Source organism: Mesorhizobium sp. RCAM 05099, from assembly GCF_059683685.1.
In genome coordinates this window covers 2112262-2133016 of record NZ_CM185035.1, presented here as the reverse complement: position 1 = coordinate 2133016, position 20755 = coordinate 2112262, and the positions used below count along the sequence as shown (strand labels likewise).

The 20755-nt window shown below is 62.8% G+C and carries 20 protein-coding genes; 8 read left to right on the top strand and 12 right to left on the bottom strand.

Annotated elements, in window-relative coordinates; all coding sequences use genetic code 11:
* The first annotated feature begins 260 nt into the window (after positions 1–260).
* From AC56QQ_RS10430 to ychF, 4 genes are all read left to right on the top strand, one after another.
* Positions 261–1298, top strand: coding sequence for a LacI family DNA-binding transcriptional regulator (locus AC56QQ_RS10430; protein WP_497126850.1), 1038 nt, complete (start codon positions 261–263; stop codon positions 1296–1298).
* Positions 1299–1594: 296 nt separating this feature from the next.
* The gene (locus AC56QQ_RS10425; RefSeq protein ID WP_497126848.1) at positions 1595–2233 is read left to right on the top strand and encodes a 50S ribosomal protein L25/general stress protein Ctc; all 639 of its coding nucleotides are present in this window, start codon (positions 1595–1597) and stop codon (positions 2231–2233) included.
* A gap of 23 nt (positions 2234–2256) precedes the next feature.
* On the top strand, positions 2257–2994 hold the full coding sequence (pth, locus tag AC56QQ_RS10420; RefSeq protein WP_497126846.1) for an aminoacyl-tRNA hydrolase: 738 nt from the start codon (positions 2257–2259) through the stop codon (positions 2992–2994).
* Positions 2995–3139: 145 nt separating this feature from the next.
* A complete protein-coding gene (gene ychF / locus AC56QQ_RS10415) occupies positions 3140–4243 on the top strand; it encodes a redox-regulated ATPase YchF (RefSeq protein WP_497126844.1) in 1104 nt (367 codons plus the stop codon).
* Positions 4244–4336: 93 nt separating this feature from the next.
* Here ychF and AC56QQ_RS10410 read toward each other — a convergent pair whose 3' ends face one another.
* The 3 genes from AC56QQ_RS10410 to AC56QQ_RS10400 form a co-directional block, all read right to left on the bottom strand.
* Positions 4337–6760 carry a choice-of-anchor D domain-containing protein gene (locus AC56QQ_RS10410; RefSeq protein ID WP_497126842.1) on the bottom strand — a complete coding sequence of 808 codons (2424 nt, stop codon included), beginning with the start codon at positions 6758–6760 and terminating at the stop codon, positions 4337–4339.
* Position 6761: 1 nt separating this feature from the next.
* Positions 6762–7526, bottom strand: a complete 765-nt coding sequence (locus tag AC56QQ_RS10405) for a hypothetical protein (RefSeq protein WP_497126840.1) — start codon at positions 7524–7526, stop codon at positions 6762–6764.
* Between the two features lie 65 nt (positions 7527–7591).
* Positions 7592–7858, bottom strand: a complete 267-nt coding sequence (locus tag AC56QQ_RS10400; protein ID WP_489862837.1) for a hypothetical protein — start codon at positions 7856–7858, stop codon at positions 7592–7594.
* 569 nt (positions 7859–8427) lie between these two features.
* Between AC56QQ_RS10400 and corA the strand changes: the two genes are divergently transcribed.
* The 3 genes from corA (at position 8428) to AC56QQ_RS10385 (ending at position 10457) form a co-directional block, all read left to right on the top strand.
* Positions 8428–9402: a magnesium/cobalt transporter CorA gene (gene corA, locus AC56QQ_RS10395; RefSeq protein WP_497126838.1), complete on the top strand. Its 975-nt coding sequence runs from the start codon at positions 8428–8430 to the stop codon at positions 9400–9402.
* A gap of 126 nt (positions 9403–9528) precedes the next feature.
* Complete coding sequence (locus tag AC56QQ_RS10390; RefSeq protein WP_091579111.1) at positions 9529–9990, top strand: MaoC family dehydratase; 462 nt, start codon at positions 9529–9531, stop codon at positions 9988–9990.
* Positions 9987–10457 carry a MaoC family dehydratase gene (locus AC56QQ_RS10385; protein WP_497126836.1) on the top strand — a complete coding sequence of 157 codons (471 nt, stop codon included), beginning with the start codon at positions 9987–9989 and terminating at the stop codon, positions 10455–10457. Before AC56QQ_RS10390 ends, AC56QQ_RS10385 begins: the two co-directional genes overlap by 4 nt.
* 160 nt (positions 10458–10617) lie before the next feature.
* Here the strand turns inward: AC56QQ_RS10385 and AC56QQ_RS10380 are convergent, their stop codons facing one another.
* From AC56QQ_RS10380 to petA, 5 genes are all read right to left on the bottom strand, one after another.
* Positions 10618–11163 carry an adenine phosphoribosyltransferase gene (locus AC56QQ_RS10380; protein ID WP_091579108.1) on the bottom strand — a complete coding sequence of 182 codons (546 nt, stop codon included), beginning with the start codon at positions 11161–11163 and terminating at the stop codon, positions 10618–10620.
* Positions 11164–11348: 185 nt separating this feature from the next.
* Positions 11349–12494: an alpha-hydroxy acid oxidase gene (locus AC56QQ_RS10375; protein ID WP_497126834.1), complete on the bottom strand. Its 1146-nt coding sequence runs from the start codon at positions 12492–12494 to the stop codon at positions 11349–11351.
* Between the two features lie 197 nt (positions 12495–12691).
* The gene (locus AC56QQ_RS10370; RefSeq protein WP_489862841.1) at positions 12692–13549 is read right to left on the bottom strand and encodes a cytochrome c1; all 858 of its coding nucleotides are present in this window, start codon (positions 13547–13549) and stop codon (positions 12692–12694) included.
* Positions 13550–13576: 27 nt separating this feature from the next.
* Positions 13577–14878 carry a cytochrome b gene (locus AC56QQ_RS10365; RefSeq protein WP_091579103.1) on the bottom strand — a complete coding sequence of 434 codons (1302 nt, stop codon included), beginning with the start codon at positions 14876–14878 and terminating at the stop codon, positions 13577–13579.
* Between the two features lie 16 nt (positions 14879–14894).
* Complete coding sequence (petA, locus tag AC56QQ_RS10360; RefSeq protein WP_497126832.1) at positions 14895–15455, bottom strand: ubiquinol-cytochrome c reductase iron-sulfur subunit; 561 nt, start codon at positions 15453–15455, stop codon at positions 14895–14897.
* A 303-nt stretch (positions 15456–15758) separates the two neighbouring features.
* Here petA and AC56QQ_RS10355 point away from each other — a divergent pair, with 303 nt between their 5' ends.
* Complete coding sequence (locus AC56QQ_RS10355; protein ID WP_497126830.1) at positions 15759–16103, top strand: cupin domain-containing protein; 345 nt, start codon at positions 15759–15761, stop codon at positions 16101–16103.
* A 60-nt stretch (positions 16104–16163) separates the two neighbouring features.
* Here the strand turns inward: AC56QQ_RS10355 and AC56QQ_RS10350 are convergent, their stop codons facing one another.
* Genes AC56QQ_RS10350 through AC56QQ_RS10335 form a run of 4 tightly spaced genes read right to left on the bottom strand, consistent with a single transcriptional unit; the run spans position 16164 to position 20726 of the window.
* Entirely contained in the window at positions 16164–16475 is a 312-nt protein-coding gene (locus tag AC56QQ_RS10350; RefSeq protein ID WP_489862844.1) for a DUF6665 family protein, read from the bottom strand.
* A 1-nt stretch (position 16476) separates the two neighbouring features.
* The gene (locus AC56QQ_RS10345; RefSeq protein ID WP_497126828.1) at positions 16477–16956 is read right to left on the bottom strand and encodes a GNAT family N-acetyltransferase; all 480 of its coding nucleotides are present in this window, start codon (positions 16954–16956) and stop codon (positions 16477–16479) included.
* Between the two features lie 3 nt (positions 16957–16959).
* Positions 16960–18843 (bottom strand): ABC transporter ATP-binding protein, encoded by a 1884-nt coding sequence (locus AC56QQ_RS10340; RefSeq protein ID WP_497126826.1) that lies wholly within the window; start codon positions 18841–18843, stop codon positions 16960–16962.
* Positions 18840–20726, bottom strand: coding sequence for an ABC transporter ATP-binding protein (locus AC56QQ_RS10335; RefSeq protein ID WP_489862847.1), 1887 nt, complete (start codon positions 20724–20726; stop codon positions 18840–18842). Before AC56QQ_RS10335 ends, AC56QQ_RS10340 begins: the two co-directional genes overlap by 4 nt.
* Positions 20727–20755 lie beyond the last annotated feature (29 nt).

The following is a 20755-nucleotide window of genomic DNA, read 5'->3' as shown; positions in this document are numbered from 1 at the left end:
ACCCGCCATGCCTGGGATGGCCGCACGCGCACGCTGCCTCACACCGCCTGAGGGCGGTGTGCGAGACCCGTGTCTGCGCTGTGCTGCTGTTATCCCTGGGCTGGCGGTGCTTCCGCCTTGCTTGCTTTCCAGGAGATAAACATCTTGATCCAAAATGAATCAAGAATAGAATGTTTGTTCCAAATTGATTGTGTCATTCATATCAATCTTGCAGAGTGAATGATATCTTTGTATCAATTGCTACAGGCTGATGAGATAAAATGGATCAAGGTAAGCGGCCAACGATCAAGGATGTAGCCGCCGAGGCGAATGTTTCGGTGGCCACCGTCAACCGGGTGCTGAGCGGCTCGGGCGCCGTCCGCCAGGGCACGCGCGAGCGCGTCAGGCTGGCGGCGGAGCAGATCGGCTTCTATGGCATGGGCGCGCTACGCAGCCGCGTGGCGGCCGCCAGGCCGCGCTACAGGTTCGGTTTCCTGCTGCACCAGCCCGGCCGCGCCTTCTACCGCAACATGGCCGAGGCGCTGCGCCTGGCAACGGAAACGATGCCCGACTGCGAGATAGAGCTGCGCACGGAGTTTCTGGACGATCTGTCGCCGCAGAACGTCGCCTCGCGGATGCTGGCCTTGGGCGCCGAATGCGATGCCGTCGGCGTCGTCGCCGCGGTCCATCCCCTCGTCACCCAGGCGGTGGATGCATTGCATGCCAGCAACGTACCGGTGTTTGCGCTGATCTCGCAGATCTCGGCGACCGGACATGTGCGCTATATCGGACTGGACAACTGGAAGGTCGGGCGCACCGCGGCCTGGGTTTTCGAGCATGTCTGCCGCGCGCCCGGCAAGCTCGGCATCCTTGTCGGCAATCACCGCTATCGCTGCCAAGAAATGAACGAGAGCGGCTTTCGCTCCTATTTTCGCGAGCATGCGCCTGAATTCACGCTGCTGGAGCCGCTGCTGACCTTCGAATCGAGCGCCATCGCGCAGGAGATGACCGAAAAGCTGCTGAACGAAAATCCGGATCTGTCCGGTCTTTATGTCGCCGGTGGCGGCATCACCGGCGCCATCGCGGCCCTGCGCTCCACCGGTCGCGCCGGCAGCGTTGTCGTCGTCGGCTATGAGCTGATGGAGTCGACCCGTCCGGCGCTGCTCGACGGCACGCTGACCTTTGTCATTTCGCACCCGCTCGCCCGCATCGCCCAGGAAGCATTGGCCGGCATGGTCCGCGCCGTCGCCGCCCCGAACGAGACCGGCAACTTCACGACGATCCTGCCTTTTGAGGTGTATACACGCGAGAACATCTAACCGGTGGATCGAGTTCACAAAGCCGCCGGAATGGCTATACGAAGCACGAGCGGAGCTTCGGAGAAGACATGGAAATGTCGGCTCACGGCGCAAAGGCAGAAAATTCAAGGCGCGACACCGCCCTTACCTGCCTCCGGCTTGCACCGCCAGCCGCCTTCCGCTATAGAGCCGCCACCCGCGTAGACACCCTTGGAGGCAACGCGGCGGAAGGCCGCCTCACCCGGCGGCTTTCGACGTTTACGGTCCAGGCACGTTGCCCTCCGCGAACGCTCCAGAACAAACCGAAAGGAAATGCCATGAGCCACGATACTTACGAGCTCAAGGCCGAAGCGCGTGAACAGGTCGGTAAGGGGTCCGCCCGTGCAGTTCGCCGCAACGGTAAAGTGCCTGCAGTAATTTATGGTGACAAGCAGCCTCCCCTGGCGATCGCCCTCACCTACAAGGACATCTACTACAAGATCCATGGCGGCGGGTTCCTGACCACGGTCGCCACGATCGATGTCGACGGCAAGAAGATCCAGGTCCTGCCGAAGGACTTCCAGCTCGACCCGGTCAAGGATTTCCCTGTCCATGTCGACTTCCTGCGCATCGGCAAGGACACCGAAGTCAATGTCGACGTGCCTGTCCACTTCATCAATGAGGACAAGTCGCCCGGCATCAAGCGCGGCGGCGTGCTCAACATCGTGCGTCACGAAGTCGAGTTCCACTGCCCGGCCAATGCGATCCCGGAATTCATCACCGTCGATCTCACCGGCACCAATATCGGCGACTCGATCCACATCTCGGCGGTCAAGCTGCCAGCCGGTGTGAAGCCCGTCATCTCCGACCGCGACTTCACCATCGCGACCGTTGCCGGTTCGTCGGCGATGAAGCCGGAGACGGAAGAGACGGTCGAGGCTGTACCTGAAGCGGCGCCTGCCGCCGAAGAGAAGTAACTCTTTCCCGCCCGGAGCAGACGATGCTTGTCTTTGCAGGCCTCGGCAATCCGGGCGCGAAATACGCTGACAACCGGCACAATGTCGGTTTCATGGCGGCGGACGCTATCGCCCGCCGCCATTCCTTTTCGCCCTGGTCGAAGAAATTCCAGGGTCTGATTTCCGAAGGCACGCTTGGCGGCGAAAAGATCGTCCTGATCAAGCCGCAAACCTTCATGAACCTGTCCGGCCAGTCGGTCGGCGAAGCGCTGCGCTTCTACAAGCTCGGCCCATCAGCGCTCACAGTCTTTTACGACGAGATCGATCTCGCCGCAGGCAAGGTTCGGGTCAAGGTCGGTGGCGGCTCCGGTGGCCACAATGGCATCCGCTCGCTCGACCAGCACGTCGGCAAGGATTATCGCCGTGTACGCATCGGTGTCGGCCATCCCGGCGTCAAGGAGATGGTCCATGGCCATGTGCTCGGCGACTTCGCCAAGGCCGACCGCGAATGGCTTGACGTGCTGCTCGACACGATAGCCGACGATGCCGGATTGCTGGCCAAGGGCGACGACAATTCCTTCATGAACCGGGTGACGCTAGCTTTGCGCGACAAGCTCGTGCCGACCAGCGACGACGACCGCCCGCCGCCCAAGGCGCCGAAGGCCCAAAGCCCGAAAGCCCAGAGCCACATCCGCCAGGCGCGCCCGCCGCAGGCGCCCGCCAAACTGCCGGAATCCGGCCCGATGGCCGCCATGCTGAAGAAGCTGTTCGGCAAGGATTGAGCGAAGCCAAGCGCGTGACGGGGCCGATACGTCGTGTGGTGAGCCGGCATGGCGAACCCGCTGAACGCAGCTAGGGCTTGACGTTCGTCACCCCGATCGCCCATAGCCCTCATCAAATTTCGCTTTCCCGATAGGACCGGACACAATGGGTTTCAAATGCGGCATCGTTGGCTTGCCCAACGTCGGCAAGTCGACGCTTTTCAACGCGTTGACCAGGACGGCGGCGGCGCAGGCCGCCAACTATCCGTTCTGCACCATCGAACCGAACACCGGCGAGGTGGCGGTGCCCGACCCGCGCCTGCAGAAGATCGCCGCGATCGGCAAGTCGAAGGAGATCATCCCGACCCGCATCTCCTTCGTCGACATCGCCGGCCTGGTGCGCGGCGCCTCGAAGGGCGAAGGGCTGGGCAACCAGTTCCTCGCCAACATCCGCGAGGTTGACGCCATCGTGCATGTGCTGCGCTGCTTCGAGGATGACGACATCACCCATGTCGAGGGCCGCATCGACCCCGTCGCCGATGCCGAGACCGTCGAGACCGAGCTGATGCTCGCCGACCTCGACAGCCTCGAGCGCCGCATCGTGCAATTCCGCAAGCGCGCCGGCAGCAAGGACAAGGAAGCCATGACCGTGCTGCCGATGATGGAGGCGGCGCTCGAACTGCTGCAGGCCGGCAAGCCAACCCGCGTCCTGCTCAACGGCATCTCGGCGGAAGACCTGCGCATCCTGCAGGGCTTGAACCTTTTGACCTCGCATCCCGTGCTCTACGTCTGCAACGTCTCCGAGGCCGATGCCGCCACCGGCAACGAGCACACCAGGGCCGTTGAAAAGATGGCCGCGGCACAAGGCGCCCGCACCGTCGTCATCTCGGCCGCGATCGAGGCCGAAGTCGCCCAGCTCTCCGACGAGGAAGAGATGGAATTCCTGTCCTCGCTCGGCCTCGACGAGCCCGGCCTGAACAAGGTGATCCGCGCCGGCTACGAGCTGTTGCACCTCATCACCTATTTTACCGTTGGGCCGAAGGAGACGCGCGCCTGGACCGTGCACAAGGGCGACAAGGCACCGCAGGCGGCCGGCGTCATCCACACCGATTTCGAGCGCGGCTTCATCCGCGCCCAGACCATCGCCTACAACGACTTCATCACGCTGGGCGGCGAAGTGGCGGCCAAGGAAGCCGGCAAGGCACGCGACGAAGGCAAGGACTATGTCGTCCAGGACGGCGACATCATGCTGTTCAAGTTCAACACCTGATCTGCCTGCTGACAAATCCCCGGCGCGCGACGATTCCGCCGCGCACGGTCCGACGCGGCGATTGTCCTCGATGTAACGCGCGATGCGCTCTACTTATTCGTCGTCCTCCTCGTCGTCACCATCGTCGTCGTCGCAGCAATCGTCGCAGCATTTTTCGCAACCGCATTTGTGGTGCTCGTGGCCTTCGCGCTTGCAGCCACATTCCTCCCAGATCGTATAGGCCATCACGTCCAGCGTCTTGACCGGCATCACCGGGTCGTCACTGGTGATGATCAGTTCGCAGGCGCGCGGGCACTTCTCGTTTGCCTTGTAGCAAACGGTGAGCGCCATGCACGACCCAGCATGCAATGTCGCCGGGAACGGGTTGTGGACCAGCTTCCAGTGATGGCTCTTGCGCTTGAAGGCGACGCTCGTCACGTGCAGGGCGCATTCGCCGACATTGCAGATCGAGATTATCCGCTCAGCCCGGCAGCAGGCCTTGACCCCGCCGAAGCAGAGCGAGCCGGTAACGGCGAGCTTGCCGCTCGGCGCTTCGCCCTTGACCACGATGTCGTGTGGGCTGCCGGGATCGGTGCTGGTGACGGTGATCGTCGCCGCCTTCGCGCCAAAGCTCTTCGGCGCGAAGCGTATCGGCAGTGGCAGCGATGCGCCGGCCCCGATCAGCAGCGGATAGAACAACGCCTCGGGAACCAGGAAGTCCGGCGAAGACGATGCCGCTCCGGTGACCGTCAATCCGCAATGGCTGCCATTGTTGAGGATGAGCGGCTCGTCGCGGAACGACCCGACGCAGACCTTGCCGAAATTACCGGTGTCAGCGATCAGGAGGTTGAGCTTCGGCCCTTGCGCCAGGCCCGATACGTGGACCTTGTGCGGCCCGGCCGGATCGTCGCTGAACACGGTGATGGTCGCCGCCTTGAGGCCGAGGCTGGTCGGCTCGAACCGGATCGGCAGATCGATGGCGTCGCCGACACCAAGCTTGATCGGATAGGACAGCACGCTCGGCGTGACGAAGTCCGGCGACGACGAGACAATGTTGGTGATCGTCAGCATCGCCGTGCCGCCATTGTCGATGGTCAGTTCCTCGTCCGTAAACGAGCCGAGGCAGACATGGCCGAAATTGCCCTTGTCGGCGATGCCGGTGACGACCCTGCCGGTCCCGGGCGCGACCTTGAAGAAGAACGGGTCGATGGACACCGCCACCGGGGTGACGTTGTCCGTGGCCAGCAGCGTCTTGGTGGCGAAATTGGCGTTGCGCTGGAATTTGACGCCGTTGGGAAAGTTGGCGGTGTCGGGCGTGTTGTTGGCGCTGAAGATGCCGTAGAACGAGCGTCCGACCGCCATCATGTAGAGATAGTCGCCGATATAAGGCTGGAAACTCGCCGCCGGCGAACTGGCCGGCGTGGTGGCCAGCGTATAGGTGCTGATCGACCCGAAATCATTGGTCGTCAGTTCCAACATCGTTTCCCAACGCTGGCTGGGCGCCAGGCCGGTGACCTGCTGGTAGACGAAGCCGAGCCGGCCCGCCTCGTTGATGGCCAGCGCCGGATTGGTCGCATTGGCTATGCTGCGCAGGTTGCCAGACCAGGTCACCCCGGAATCGGTCGACTTGCGTACATACAGCGTATAGGTGCCACCCGTCTGGTCACCCCAGCAGGCATAGACGACCGCGCTGTTGTTGGGGTCGACCGCGATCGAAAGATCGCCGCCGATGCGCTGCTGGCCGATGTTGAGGCCCAGGAACGGGTTGTCGACGCCCGTGGCGATGCGCAGGCCCTGGTTGAGGTCGCCCGGATCGGTCAGCGCGGTGTACGGCGTGGCGCCGCTTGCCCAGTTGTCGTCGCGCACGACCACCACGTCGAAGGACGCGAAGCCGGGCAGAGCGGCATAAAACAGCGCGTAGACCGTGCCGTTCAGGTGGATGGCCGGCCGCGTCTGGAAGCCATCGCGGGCGACGGTACGGCCTTCGATGACGAAAGTGCTGGTCGCGGGTGCGGCGATTGCCGCGTCAAGCGACTGGTCGACCGTTGCCGGTATGTTGGCCGGTGCGTGGTCGTTGCTGCCGACATAGACGCGGTCCTTGCCGGCGCCGGGGCCGGAAGGAACCGTCGCCGCCTGTACGAAGGGCTGATCGTCGTTCTTGCGCGTCGCCATTCTGAACATCGTCGTGGCGCCGGAGAAGTCGTTGGTCCGCAAGATGTCGAAATTGATCGACGCGATGCCGCCGCCGCCCCACAGCACGCCGGCGTAGAGGTTGCCGCTCGTCGTCGCGAAGCGCAGCGTCTGGTCGCGCACCGGCGTGCCGGCAATCAGGTCCTTCAGGCTCCAGGTGGAGCCGCCATCGTTGGAAAAGAAGATGGGGGAATTCTTGCTGCCGGCATTGGGGCTTGGCGTGAAGGCTGTTCCGGCGATCTCCAGCGGATTGGCGGGATTGACCGCCAGATTGGGTTCGCTGTCCTGGTTGGTCTCCCCGCTCGACAGGTTGGGGATCATGTTGACGATTGTGAGGACGTCCGACATCTCAGCGACCTCCCTCTTGATCGATCAGGCGCCGCACCTCGGCCTCGCGGTCCACGGGCAGGAAGTCGAGCGGATCGATCGCCTTGTGGATGGGCCTGGGCAAGTCGCGCGGATGGTCGTCCTCGTCCCCTTGCTCAGCCAGGTGCAGCAGGAAGATGCCGTGTTGCCCTTCATGCAGCTTCGGCGATTTGTACCAGGCGATGTCATGGCTATTGGCGAAGAGGACTTCGACCTCTCCCTTCGGTTTTTTCCCCTTGTGGACGGTCCGTATGGCCACGCGCGCGATGCCCCATTCGGGATCATGCTCCGAGCGCGGCGGAAACGGACGCTCCAGCACCCTGGAAGCCGTGACCTCGCCTGTCACGATCAGGTTGGCATGGCGCACGCGTTCGGCCAGTGGTCGTTCAGCGGCGGCACGCAGCATCTCGGCGGTCTCCTCGCGCGCTTCCGACGTAGCGCGGCGATGGCCGAGTTCGCGAACGACGAGATCGTCGCCCAGCGACACGACGTCGGTGAAGAAGACGAATTCCTCGCCGCCTTCGAAGGTCGCCCTCTGTTCGGTAATGACCAAAGCGTCACGGCCGTGCAGGCCGCGTAATTCGGCGGTGCTGTGCATCACCTCGTCGATATGGATCCTGATTGTTTTTTCCGCCGGGGAGCCGCGTCCGGCATCGCCTTCATCACGGCCTGAACGATCTTTGTCCGGCACTGCCTTGCCCCGGAATATGAAACCGGCTTCCTCCGGGCGTCGTTCGTCCGTGCTCATGGCGCACTCCTCCCAACGGACGAAACGTCCGCGATGAAAACGATCCTAAATTTGCAGTCCGGAAACTAGTTTCGTACTGAAGCGTTCCCTGCCCGGCTTCGCCGGAAGAAATGCACAAGCGCAATGCCAATTGCGAGGCCAAGCCCAGCTTCGCTGAAATCAATCAGGAAATAGACCCAGCTGAGCTGGACCTCGCCGCTCAGTATGGTGGCGAAAGCGCCTGCCGCGAAGACCGCAAGAATGGCAAGCACGGAACGCATCCGGCCAACCGAGGTGCACCAGACCAGCGCTCCTAATACAGATCCGAGGATTACCGGTACGATTTCGTCCATTGCGCAAACCCTCCAGTGTTGCCGACTGTTTCGAGTCGACAATCTTAAACGGCCAAACAGGATCAAAAAAATCGTATGAGTATCCCCAGTGTACTCTTTGCTGTATTCGGTGTCACTAATGATTTTCGCACATTTATTATTTCTACATTTCTACTAACAAGGGCCGTAGAATTTTATTTCAACTTTACGAAAATTAATGGAAACTCGAAAGGATTGGGTTCCGAGCCACTTTAGGAGTTACTTGAAAAGCAATGGCTTGAGCGCTTTGCCTCACTATCGGCCAGCGCGCCGTCGCCGCGCTTCATCCCAACTGCGTGGCGTGCGGCATGTAGGCCGACGGCGCAGGCGCCGATGCGGGCCGCCAACTCCGTGACATCGAACCCAACTTTGGCGCGGAGACGATGCCTGACCAGGTTCTGGCTAAGGATCGGCGGCGACGTCAGGGACCGGATCGTCCGCGCGCGCGATGGACCGGCGTTCAGACCGCTTGACTGCCCCTGGCGCCGGGTCTAAGGGCGGTCGCACTCGACCTGAAACGACCACGAGCGTCCCCAAAGGGAGACCCGACGATGATCAAGGCCTTCGTCGTCGACAATGATCGTCTGCGCGTCGTCGATGATCTCCTGGCAAACGGCGACGCCGTCGTCTGGGCGGATCTCCTCAACCCGACCAAGGAAGAGGAAGCGACGATCGAGAGCTGGCTCGGCGTGGCCATTCCGACGCGTGAGGAGATGGAGGAGATCGAGATTTCGAGCCGCCTCTATGTCGAGGACGGCGCCTACTTCATGACCGCCACCCTGCCTGCCCACACCGAGGTCGACGATCCGCTGATGTCGCCGGTCACCTTCGTGCTCGCCGGCACGAGGCTGATCACCGTGCGCTACCACGAACCGAAAGCGTTCAAGACCTTTCCGCAGCGCGCCGAGAAAGTGGCGACTGGCTGCACCAGCGGCGATACCATCCTGATCGGCTTGCTGGAGGCGATCGTCGACCGCCTCGCCGATATCTTGGAACGCGCCGGCCGCGACATCGAGGCGATCTCGCGTGACATCTTCCGGGCAACCTCGACCAAGGTGTCCAAGCGCAACCGCGATTTCCAGGAACTCCTGAAGGCCATCGGCCGCAAGGAGGATATCGCCTCCTCGATCCGCGACAGCCTGATTTCGCTGCAGCGCCTCGCCGGTTTCTTCGCCCATGCCTCGACCCGGACCAAGATGAGCAAGGACACCAAGGCGCGCATCAAGACGCTGTCGCGCGATGTGCTGTCGCTTGCCGACCATGCCACCTTCCTGTCGCAGAAGATTTCCTTCCTGCTCGACGCCACGCTCGGCATGATCTCGATCGAGCAGAACGCCATCATCAAGATCTTCTCGGTCGCCGCCGTCATCTTCCTGCCGCCGACGCTCGTCGCCTCGATCTATGGAATGAATTTCGATGTCATCCCCGAGTTGAAGTGGGAGCTGGGCTACCCCTTCGCCATTGCCATGATGGTGCTGTCGGCGATCCTGCCCTTCTGGTATTTCCGCCGCCGCGGCTGGCTCTGATCACGCTGTTGCCTATTGGGTGCCGACAGGCTGGCGCAGCAGAAATCGCTTGACCAAATGCCCTTCGGCCTGCATCCGGAAACCCCCATCCTGGGGATCGCGGGTTCCTGAGCCGGATTTCAGACCATGACTGCAAAAACCTGGGCCTACGAGGATTTCGTCGAGGGCACGTCACTCGACCTCGGCACCAAGCTGGTGAGCGCCGCCGAAATCATCGAATTCGCGCAGGAGTTCGACGCCCAGCCGATGCATCTCGACGAGGAAGCCGGCAAGGCCAGCATCCTCGGCGGACTGGCGGCCTCCGGCTGGCATACCTGCGCCATGTTCATGCGCATGCTGTGCGATGCGTTCCTGCTGGACTCGACCTCGCAAGGCGCGCCCGGCGTCGACTATGTCAAATGGAAGAAGCCGGTGCTGGCTGGCGACACGCTCTCCGGCAACACCACCGTGCTTGCCAGGCGCGTGTCCAGGTCCAAGCCACAGATCGGGCTGGTCACCATGCGCAGCGAACTGTTCAACCAGCGTGGTGAAAGCGTCTTCGAATTCGAGAACACCTGCATGTTCCTGACCCGTGAGGCCATCGCGTGACCCTCGACGAGTTCTTCTGCATCGGCACCACCATCACGCTCGGCTCGCACAAATTCGAGCCCGAGGCGATCAAGGCATTCGCCAGGAAATACGATCCGCAAGTCTTCCACGTCGACGAGGAGGCTGCAAGGGACAGCGTCCTTGGCAGCCTGTGCGCCTCCGGCTGGCACACCGCCGCTACCTGGATGAAGTGCAATCTCGAAAAGCGCATGGACGCCGAGGGCGCGGAGTGGAACGGTCCTGGCCCGATGCCCGAATTCGGCCCCTCGCCGGGGTTCAAGAACCTCAAATGGCCGAAGCCGGTCTATGCCGGCGAAACCGTCACGTTTACCCGGACAGCGCTTTCCCACCGCCCGATCGCCTCACGTCCCGGCTGGCGGCTGCTGGCGCTGCGTTCGGAAGCTTTCGATTCGACCGGCGACAAGGTGCTTGAGTTCGAAAGCGCCGTGCTGGTGAAGACGGAATAGACTCTCCCTTCGCCCCGTTTAGGGGAGCCCGAAGGGCGGATGAGGGGCGGCGCCCGCGCTGGGAGTTCGCGTTGCCACCCGGCCCTTCGCTATCGCTCCGGGCGTTCGAGACCTTTGACAGGCCCACTGGACCTTTCAATTTGCCTTCGGCAAACCGGTCTCAAACCCCCTCGAACCCGATCAGCGTCCTCACCGGCACGCCGAGCGCTTCCAGCTTGGCGCGGCCGCCGAGATCCGGCAGGTCGATGACGAAACAAGCGGCAAGGATGTCGGCGCCGATCTGCCGCAGCAGCTTGACCGCGGCCTCCGCCGTACCGCCGGTGGCGATCAGATCGTCGACCAGGATCACCTTCTCGCCCGGCGAAACACCGTCCTTGTGCATTTCCATCTCGTCCAGCCCGTACTCAAGGCTGTAGGCGACGCGCACCGTTTCGAAGGGTAATTTGCCCTTCTTGCGGATCGGCACGAAACCGGCCGAGAGCTGATGAGCGACGGCGCCGCCAAGGATGAAGCCGCGCGCTTCGATGCCGGCGATCTTGTCGACCTTCTGGCCGGCATAGGGATGCACCAGCTCGTCTATGGCGCGGCGGAAGGCACGCGCATTGCCGAGCAGCGTGGTGATGTCGCGAAACAGGATACCGGGCCTGGGATAGTCGGGAATGGTGCGGATCGCGGCAAGCAGCGTGTCTTCGAGCGACGGTTTCATGAGGCGGCTCCGGATGATCCAGGTTCGGCTGACAGGTACGAACTGCCGCGGAGGTCGATCGAACCCCTCGCGACCGACAACGGCTAGCGCGATGCGGCCGTCGAGACAAGCGCATCCGGCAAAGGATTGGCCTCGCCGGCGCGGCGATCTTCCGTATCCGCCATGGCCGGCCCCTTCCCGGCCGGCTACCGGAAACGCAGGTTCTTGCGTGACAATTGCTCGATCGAACTGCAGCCCATCAGCTTCATGCCGCGTTCGATCTCGACCCGCATCTGTTCGAGCGCCCGTTCGACGCCCGGCTGGCCAGCCGCCGCGAGCGGAAACAGATAGTAGCGCCCGACACCGACCGCCTTGGCGCCCAGCGACAGCGCCTTCAGCACATGCGTGCCGCGCTGCACGCCGCCATCCATGATGACGTCGATGCGGTCGCCGACCGCATCGACGATCTCAGCCAGCTGGTCGAAAGCCGCCCGCGAGCCATCCAGCTGCCGGCCGCCATGGTTCGACAGCACGATGCCGCTGCAGCCGATCTCGACGGCGCGCCTGGCGTCCTCCACCGACATGATGCCCTTGAGGCAAAAGGCCCCCGACCACAGCTTGACCATCTCGGCGACGTCGTCCCATGTCATCGACGGGTCGAGCATCTCGGTGAAGTAGCGGCTGATCGACATCGTGCCGCCGCCCATGTCGACATGCTCGTCCAGTTGCGGCAGCTTGAACCCCTCATGGGTGAAATAATTGATCGCCCAAGCCGGCTTGAGCGCGAACTGCAGCATTCCGGCGAGGTTGAGCTTGAAGGGAATGGCAAAGCCGGTGCGCTTGTCCCGTTCGCGGTTTCCCCCTGTGATGCTGTCGACGGTCAGCATCATCACTTCGACGCCAACCTCCTTTGCCCGCTGCATCATTGCCCTGTTGAGGCCGCGGTCCTTGTGGAAATAGAACTGATAGACCTGCGGGCCGCTGCTGATCTTGCGCGCCTCCTCGAGGCTGACGGTGCCGAGCGAGGAGACGCCGAACATCGTCCCGTATTTGGCGGCGGCCCTGGCGACCGCGCGCTCGCCTTGATGATGGAACAGCCGCTGCAAAGCGGTCGGCGAGCAGTAGACCGGCATCGCCAGCTTCTGGCCCATGACCGTCACCGACATGTCGATCTCGCTCACCCCGCGCAGCACGTTGGGAACCAGGTCGCACGTCTCGAAGCTTTCGGTGTTGCGGCGATAGGTGACCTCATCGTCGGCCGCGCCGTCGATATAGTCGAAGATCGGCCCCGGCAGCCGCCATTGTGCCATGCGGCGGAAGTCTGAAAAATTGTGACAGTCGCGCAGCCGCATCATCGAATTCCAAATGCCATGTCGTTGGCGATCCTTTCGCCACTGGTCCTGCGTGGCATACCAACCACATGGCGCCGTGCCAACGGACTTGTTCGACCAAGACGGCAACGACCGCTGCGTCGCCGGCAATGCCCGCTCCAGCAAGCAAAAAGGGCGCCTTCCGGCGCCCTTGTATGATCGTATTTCCTTCGGCGCGGTTAGTGCGCGACGCCTTCCCACACCTTGCGCTTGGTGAGATAGACCAGCGCGCCGAACAGCAGCAGGAACACCAGCACACGGAAGCCGGTCTTCTTGCGGTCTTCCATGTGCGGCTCGGCCGCCCACATCAGGAAAGCCGACACGTCGCGGGAATACTGATCGATCGTCTGCGGCGAACCATCGTCATAGGTCACCTGGCCGTCGGAGAGCGGCTTGGGCATCTTCAGCGACACGCCGGACATGAAGTACGGGTTGTAGTGGGTGCCTTCCGGGATGACCATTCCAGCCGGCGGCGTCTGGTCGTAGCCGGTCAGCAGCGAATGGATATAGTCGGGGCCGCCGGCGTCGTACTGGGTGAAGATGTCGAAGACGAATTGCGGAAAGCCGCGCTCGACGCCGCGCGCCTTGGCCAGCAGCGACATGTCGGGCGGGGCAGCGCCGCCATTGGAGGCAGCGGCGGCTTCCTCGTTGGCGAACGGCGCCGGGAAATGGTCCGACGGCTTGCCGGGGCGGTCGAACATGTCGCCGGCATCGTTGGGACCGTCATGGATCGTGTATTCGGCTGACAGCGTCTTGATCTGGGCGTCGGAATAGCCGAGGTCCGAAAGCGTGCGGAACGCCACCAGATTCATCGAATGGCAGGCCGAGCAGACTTCCTTGTAGACCTTCAGGCCGCGCTGCAGTTGCGCCTTGTCATAGGTGCCGAACGGGCCGGTGAAGCTCCAGCTCATCTCCTTCGGCTCGTTGATCGGGAAATGCGTCGGTGCGGCCGCGTTGTGTGCCTCTTCGGCCGCGATCGCTCCGGTGCCGGCGGCCACAAGGCCGATCAGCGCCAGCGAGGTGAGAATCTTTTTCATGCCAAATCCCCTTAGATTCTCTACCGCTCAGCCCTTGGTCTCTGGCGCGGCCGTGGCGCCCGCCGGATGTCCGCTGCCGCCCTTGTTCTTCTCAAGCACCGCCTCTGTGATCGAGTTCGGCAGCCTTCGCGGCGTCTCGATCAGGCCGAGCACCGGCAGCACGATCAGGAAGAAGGCGAAGTAGAACAGCGTTGCCATCTGCGCCATGAACACATAGCTGCCCTCCGCCGGCTGCGAGCCGAGCCAGCCAAGCAAGATGGCATCGACCACGAACAGCCAGAAGAACAGCTTGTACCAGGGACGGTAGACCGCCGAGCGCACCTTCGAGGTGTCGAGCCACGGCACCAGGAACAGCATGGCGATGGCGCCGAACATGCACAGCACGCCGCCGAGCTTGGAGTTGATCGGCCCGACGTTGAAGGTGATGGCGCGCAGGATCGCGTAGAACGGCAGGAAGTACCATTCCGGCACGATGTGGGCCGGGGTCTTCAGCGGGTTGGCGACCGTGTAGTTGTCCGGGTGGCCGAGATAGTTCGGCAGGTAGAAGACGAAATAAGCGAAGACGAACAGGAACACGATCATGCCGAACGCGTCCTTGATGGTCGCGTAGGGCGTGAAGGCGACGGTGTCGGTCTTCGACTTGACCTCGATGCCGGTCGGGTTCGACTGGCCCACGACATGCAGCGCCCAGACGTGCAGCACGACGACGCCGGCGATCATGAACGGCAGCAGATAGTGCAGCGAGAAGAAACGGTTGAGCGTCGGATTGTCGACGGCGAAGCCGCCGAGCAGCAGCTGCTGGATCCAGTCGCCAACCAGCGGAATGGCGCTGAAGAAGCCGGTGATGACGGTGGCGCCCCAGAAGCTCATCTGGCCCCATGGCAGCACGTAGCCCATGAAGCCGGTCGCCATCATCAGCAGGTAGATGATGCAGCCGAGGATCCAGAGCAGTTCGCGCGGCGCCTTGTAGGAGCCGTAATAGAGGCCACGGAAGATGTGGATGTAGACGGCGACGAAGAAGAACGAGGCGCCGTTCGAATGCAGGTAGCGCAGCAGCCAGCCCGAATTCACGTCGCGCATGATCTTCTCGACCGAGCCGAAGGCGAGATTGGTGTCGGCGGTGTAGTGCATGGCCAGCACGATGCCGGTCAGGATCTGCGCCACCAGCATGATCGACAGGATACCGCCGAACGTCCACGCATAGTTGAGGTTGCGCGGCACCGGATAGGCGACGAAGCTGTCATAGACCAGCCGCGGCAGCGGCATGCGGGCGTCGAACCAGCGTCCGAGACCGGTCTTGGGCGTATAGGTCGAGTGTCCCTCGCTCATCGAAATATCCCCTGCCTCAACCGATAAGGATCTTGGTATCGGAAATGAACTTGAATACCGGCACTGCCATGTTCTCGGGCGCCGGACCTTTGCGGATGCGGCCGGCCGTATCGTATTGCGAGCCGTGGCACGGGCAGAACCAGCCGCCGAAATCGCCTTCCTGGCCGAGTGGGATGCAGCCCAGATGCGTGCAGACCTGAACCATCACCATCCAGGCTTCCTTGCCGGGCGTGGTGCGGTTGGCGTCGGTCGCCGGCGCGTCGGACGGCAGATTGGCGTTGCGCGCGATCGGATCCTTGAGATCTGAGAGCTTGACCGCCTCGCCGTCCTTCATCTCCTGTTCGGTGCGGTTGCGCACCACGACCGGCTTGCCGCGCCACTTGACGATCAGCGACATGCCCGGCGTCAGCGAAGAGACATCGACCTCGACCGAGGCGAGCGCCAGCGTCGAGGCATCGGGGCGCATCTGGTCGATGAACGGCCAAGCAACCGCGCCCGCGCCGACCACGGCGGCCATGCCGGTGGCGACGTAGAGAAAGTCTCGACGGTTGGGATCGTGGATGTCGGTTGCGCTCACGGGTGCCTGATCCTTTCGCCTCTTCCGCGCCGGTGGCCGAGCCTTGTTCCCCGCTCATTCACGCCAACCCGACAGCGCATGGCGAACAGGCTAGCGAATTCCTCCGGCATTTGGACTTCGGTTTATGCGTGAAGCCCGTTTTTGTCCAGACGGGTGAAGGCACATGGGCAGATTGTCGCGGGGACAAAATCCGGCATCGGGCAAAGTGACGTCGAACATCGCTAAACAACCGGAAATATCAGCAAAATCCGGTGTTCCTGTTTGCCTCGACTCACGACGCCGGTGTGATCTATCCTTGGCCGCATGGCGCATGTCATCGATCGCGAGGAATGGGCTGTTCGCTCCGACCACTGGAAGGGCGAACTGCAATGCGGCGCCTACGGTTCCAACTCCTGCCTGATCTTCAACTATCTGCCCGACATGGGCGGCGGCCCGCGGCTGCACACGCATCCCTACGCGGAGATCTTCATCATCCGCCAGGGAACCGCCCTGTTCACGGTCGGCGACCAGGAGATCGAGGCCTCCGCTGGCCAGATCCTGATCGTTCCACCCAACACGCCACACAAATTCACCAATCTCGGCCCCGGTCCGCTGGAAACGACCGACATCCACGAGAACGGCGCGTTCATTACCAAATGGCTGGAGTGACCATGATCCCGAAAAGTGGAACCCGGTTTTCGGCAAGGATCATGGTCAAACAAAATAGACCTATTTCGCGCCGAGCCTGACCAGCACCGCTTTCGGGATGTTGTATTCGCGGATGACGCCATCGTGCTTTCGCAACCCGCACAGTTCGCGCTGGATGAAATAGCCGTGAACCGCCTCGGCGGCCTCCTTGAGAAGCCGGGGGCGCAGGTGTTCGTCGGCATTGTCGCGCAGCCGGGCGAGCGTTTCCTCGACCCGCTGGCCGGCACGACCCAGTGCCGCCGCCTTCTCGGCAAGGATCTCATGGCCGAGGGCATCGAAGGCGGCTTCGGTGGCCGAGGTGCCGGCAAGATGAGATGGCGGACGCAAGGACATTTCAGCCCCCTTTTTCGAACGACATGCGGTGCGTGACGAATTCTTCACCCAACACCGGCTGAAAGCCAAGCCGTTCATAGAAGCCGAAAGCTTCTGGCGGTGCTCTGGTGTTGAGCACGGCGAAATAGTGACGTGCCCTGTCGATGACCGTCTCGACCAGCGTCCGGCCAAGGCCGCTGCGGCGGTAAGGCGCGCTGACGAACAGGTGCCGGACCCGGCCATGTTCCCTACCCTCGAAATAGGGATCGATGTTCAGCCCGCACACGCCGGCGAGTTCCCGGCCATGCCATGCCCCGAACAGTGCCTCGCCCCGCTTCCGAAACTTGTTGCGGCCGCTGGCCCAGCCATCCGCCAGGCGCACCAGCATCCAATAGCCTTCCGAGCGGCTCTCTTCCTTCAGCGCGTCGAAGCCCAGCATGGTTGGCCGGAGCCGGTTGAGCACATAGCCGACCCCTGGGCCGGCCTCTGGCGATGCACCCATGCCCTACTCCGCCGGCCGCGTCTCTTCGAGCACGCTGTCCTCGTGATAGAGGAAGCCGCCGGACTGCCGCTTCCACAGCCGCGCATAAAGCCCGTCGAGCGCCACCAGCTCGTCATGCGTGCCTTGTTCGACGATGCGGCCGCCGTCGAGCACCACGAGGCGGTCGAGTGCGGCGATCGTCGACAGCCTATGGGCGATGGCGATGACCGTCTTGTGCTCCATCAGCCTGGCGAGATTCTCCTGGATCGCCGCCTCGATGTCGGAATCGAGCGCCGAGGTCGCCTCGTCGAGAATCAGGATCGGCGCGTCCTTGAGGAAGACGCGGGCGATCGCCACGCGCTGGCGCTGGCCGCCCGACAGCTTGACGCCGCGTTCGCCGACAAAGGCTTCGTAGCCGGCGCGGTCCCTGTTGTCGCGCAAGGTCAGGATGAAGTCGTGCGCCTCGGCCTTCTTCGCCGCGGCGATCACTTGCGCGTCGGTCGCATCGGGCATGCCGAGCTTGATGTTGTCGCGTAGCGAGCGGTGGAACAGTGCGGTGTCCTGGCTGACGACACCGATATTGGCGCGCAGCGAATTCTGCGTAACCTTGGAGACGTCCTGGCCATCGATGGTGATGGACCCGCCTTCCAGATCGTAGAGCCGCAGGATCAGGTTGGCGAGCGTCGTCTTGCCGGCGCCGGACGGTCCGACCAATCCGACCTTTTCGCCGGGCCGCACCACGAGGTCGATGCCGTTGAGGACGCCGAACCCCTTGCCGTAGTGGAACTCGACCTTCTTCACATCGATGCGTCCGCCGGCCACGACAAGCTCCTTCGCGTCGGGCGCATCGGTGAGGCCGAGCGGCTGCGAGATCAGCGCCTTGGAATTTTCCAGCACGCCGAGGTTCCGCAAGATGCTGTTGAGCTGCATCATCAACCGGCCGAGCAGCATGTTGAGCCGCAGCACCAGCGACAGCGTGAAGGCGACCGCGCCGACGGTGATCGAGCCCTCGACCCAGAGATAGACGGCAAAGCAGCCGATCGCCGTGATCATGATGCCCGACAGCGTCGTCAGCGCCATGCGCACGCCGGTCAGCCGGCGGGTGAAGGGGCGCAATGCATCGAGATAGATGTCGAAGCCGTTCCTGATGTAGCGGTCGTCGCCGTCGGCCGCGAACAACTTCAGCGTCTGCACGTTGGAATAGGAATCGACGATGCGGCCGTTGATCATCGAGCCCGCCTCGGCGGTTGCCTCGGCATGCTTGCGGATTGCCGGCAGATAGAGTTTGGCAAGCCAGCCGAACGCGACGATCCAGATCACCACCAGCACCGCAAGCCTGAGATCGAGCCCCGCGACCAGCGCCAGCGTCGTCACCGTATAGACGACCATGAACCAGACGACCTCGATGAAGCTTTCCATCAGGTCGCCGGTGGCTTGCCCGGCCTGCCAGACCTTGGTGGCGATACGGCCAGCGAAATCGTTCTGGAAGAAGGCGTAGGACTGGCGCGACACATGGCGATGAGCCTGCCAGCGCACCAGATTGTAGAAACCGGGCGTGATCGTCTGTTCGTCGACCAGCGCCGACAGCCCGACGACGATGGTGCGGATGACCAGCACCACCGCAATCATGAACACCAGTTCAGGACCGGCGGCATTCCACAGCGCATGCCAGCTGCGCTCGCCGGGAAGCTGGTCGAGAATATCGACCAGCCGCCCGACAAAGTAGAACAGGCCGGCCTCGACCAGCGGCGCGATACCGCCGATGACCAGCATGGCGAAGAAGGCGAACTTCGCCTGGCCGACATAGTGCCAGAGAAAGCCGCCAACGCTCGATGGTGGCCGAAGGTTCGCCGGCTCCCTGAACGGATAGACCCAGTTCTCGAACCAGCGGTAGACGGCAGTCATCATTCGGCGGCTTGGCCCTTTGCGAGTGCGTCATTGGCGGCGTCGGCGGGGCCGTCCTCGAGCAGGAACCCGCCCGACTGGCGCTGCCAGAGCTGCGCGTAGAGGCCGCCCTTGGCGACGAGTTCCTCGTGCGAACCTTCCTCGATGACACGGCCCTTGTCCATCACCACCAGCCTGTCCATCGCCGCGATGGTCGACAGCCGGTGCGCGATGGCGATGACGGTCTTGCCTTGCATGAGCTTGTAGAGATTCTCCTGGATCGCCGCCTCGGCTTCGGAATCCAGCGCCGATGTCGCCTCGTCAAGGATAAGTATCGGTGCGTCCTTCAACATAACGCGAGCAATGGCGATGCGCTGCCGCTGGCCGCCGGACAATTTGACGCCGCGATCGCCGACATGGGCATCGAACCCCTTGCGGTCATTGGCATCCGAAAGCCCGGCAATGAAATCCAGCGCCTCGGCGCGCCGCGCTGCCTCGACAAGCAGCTCTTCGCTGGCGTCGGGCCGGCCATAGAGGATGTTCTCGCGCACCGAGCGATGCAGCAGGGAGGTGTCCTGCGTGACCATGCCGATCTGCGCACGCAGCGAATCCTGCTTGACCGCCGCGATTTCCTGGCCGTCGATCAGGATCTTTCCGCTTTCAAGATCGTAGAAACGCAACAGAAGGTTGACCAGCGTCGACTTGCCGGCGCCCGAGCGGCCGACAATGCCGACCTTCTCGCCCGGCTTCACCGCCAGCGACAGGTTTTCGATCACGCCTTTCTGCTTGCCGTAGTGGAAGCGGATATCCTCGAACCGGATCTCACCCCTGGAAACGGTGATGTCCTTTGCATCAGGCCTGTCCTCGACCAACCGCGGCAGCGAGATCGAGGCGATGCCGTCCTGGACCGTGCCGATGTTCTCGAACAGGCCCGACATTTCCCACATGATCCACTGCGACATGCCCCACATCCTGAGCACCAGGCCGATGACCACGGCGACCGCGCCGATCGTCACGGCTTGCCCAAGCCAAAGCCATAGCGAGATGACGGTGACCGAGAACAAGAGCAGCGCGTTGAGAATGTAGAGCGAGCCGAAAAGCACGGTCACCAGCCGCATCGACCGGTACACCGTGTCGAGGAAGCCGGCCATGCCCTCCTTGGCGAAGGATGCTTCGCGGCGTGCGTGGCTGAACAGCTTGACCGTCTGGATGTTGCTGTAGCTGTCGACGACGCGGCCGGTCATGGTCGAACGTGCATTGGCCTGCTCCTCGCCGACCTTGCCCAGCCTGGGGATGAAGTAGCGCAGCAACAGGATGTAGCCGACCAGCCAGACGCCGAGCGGAGCGGCCAGACGCCAGTCGGCCGACCCGACGATGAACAGCATGCCGAGGAAATAGACGATGACGTAGTTCAAGACGTCGATCACCTTGATGACGCATTCGCGTACGGCGAGTGCCGTCTGCATCAGTTTGGTGGCGATGCGGCCGGCAAACTCGTCCTGGTAGAAGCTCATCGATTGCTTGAGCAGGTAGCGGTGCACCTGCCAGCGGATGCGCATGGGATAGTTGCCCATCAGCGTCTGCTGGTTGAGCAGCGAATGCAGCCATACCGTGCCGGGCAGCACGAACAGCACGATGAAGGCCATGCCGGCCAGCTTCCAACCCTCCGTCTGCAGGAAGGTTTCGCGGTTCTGGGCCGACAGCCAGTCGACGATGCGGCCGAGGAAGCCGAACATCCACACTTCCGCGATGGCGATGGCCGTCACCAGCACCGCATCGACAAGGATATAGGGCCAGGCGCCGCGCGTGTAATGCAGGCAGAAGGCGACCAGCGTCCTGGGTGGCTCGACCGGTTCCGCTGCCGGGAACGGATCGAGCTTTTTTTCAAACCAGCTAAACAACAACATAGGTCATGCTCATGAAATCTGTTTTCCGC

Coding starts and splice junctions, on each gene's coding strand:
- AC56QQ_RS10390 (WP_091579111.1), top strand. CDS start 9,529: ATGACTGCAAAAACCTGGGCCTACGAGGATTTCGTCGAGGGCACGTCA.
- AC56QQ_RS10365 (WP_091579103.1), bottom strand. CDS start 14,878: ATGAGCGAGGGACACTCGACCTATACGCCCAAGACCGGTCTCGGACGC.
- AC56QQ_RS10405 (WP_497126840.1), bottom strand. CDS start 7,526: ATGAGCACGGACGAACGACGCCCGGAGGAAGCCGGTTTCATATTCCGG.
- corA (WP_497126838.1), top strand. CDS start 8,428: ATGATCAAGGCCTTCGTCGTCGACAATGATCGTCTGCGCGTCGTCGAT.
- AC56QQ_RS10335 (WP_489862847.1), bottom strand. CDS start 20,726: ATGTTGTTGTTTAGCTGGTTTGAAAAAAAGCTCGATCCGTTCCCGGCA.
- AC56QQ_RS10355 (WP_497126830.1), top strand. CDS start 15,759: ATGGCGCATGTCATCGATCGCGAGGAATGGGCTGTTCGCTCCGACCAC.
- AC56QQ_RS10370 (WP_489862841.1), bottom strand. CDS start 13,549: ATGAAAAAGATTCTCACCTCGCTGGCGCTGATCGGCCTTGTGGCCGCC.
- AC56QQ_RS10425 (WP_497126848.1), top strand. CDS start 1,595: ATGAGCCACGATACTTACGAGCTCAAGGCCGAAGCGCGTGAACAGGTC.
- pth (WP_497126846.1), top strand. CDS start 2,257: ATGCTTGTCTTTGCAGGCCTCGGCAATCCGGGCGCGAAATACGCTGAC.
- AC56QQ_RS10375 (WP_497126834.1), bottom strand. CDS start 12,494: ATGCGGCTGCGCGACTGTCACAATTTTTCAGACTTCCGCCGCATGGCA.
- AC56QQ_RS10410 (WP_497126842.1), bottom strand. CDS start 6,760: ATGTCGGACGTCCTCACAATCGTCAACATGATCCCCAACCTGTCGAGC.
- ychF (WP_497126844.1), top strand. CDS start 3,140: ATGGGTTTCAAATGCGGCATCGTTGGCTTGCCCAACGTCGGCAAGTCG.
- AC56QQ_RS10400 (WP_489862837.1), bottom strand. CDS start 7,858: ATGGACGAAATCGTACCGGTAATCCTCGGATCTGTATTAGGAGCGCTG.
- AC56QQ_RS10350 (WP_489862844.1), bottom strand. CDS start 16,475: ATGTCCTTGCGTCCGCCATCTCATCTTGCCGGCACCTCGGCCACCGAA.
- AC56QQ_RS10345 (WP_497126828.1), bottom strand. CDS start 16,956: ATGGGTGCATCGCCAGAGGCCGGCCCAGGGGTCGGCTATGTGCTCAAC.
- AC56QQ_RS10430 (WP_497126850.1), top strand. CDS start 261: ATGGATCAAGGTAAGCGGCCAACGATCAAGGATGTAGCCGCCGAGGCG.
- AC56QQ_RS10380 (WP_091579108.1), bottom strand. CDS start 11,163: ATGAAACCGTCGCTCGAAGACACGCTGCTTGCCGCGATCCGCACCATT.
- AC56QQ_RS10340 (WP_497126826.1), bottom strand. CDS start 18,843: ATGATGACTGCCGTCTACCGCTGGTTCGAGAACTGGGTCTATCCGTTC.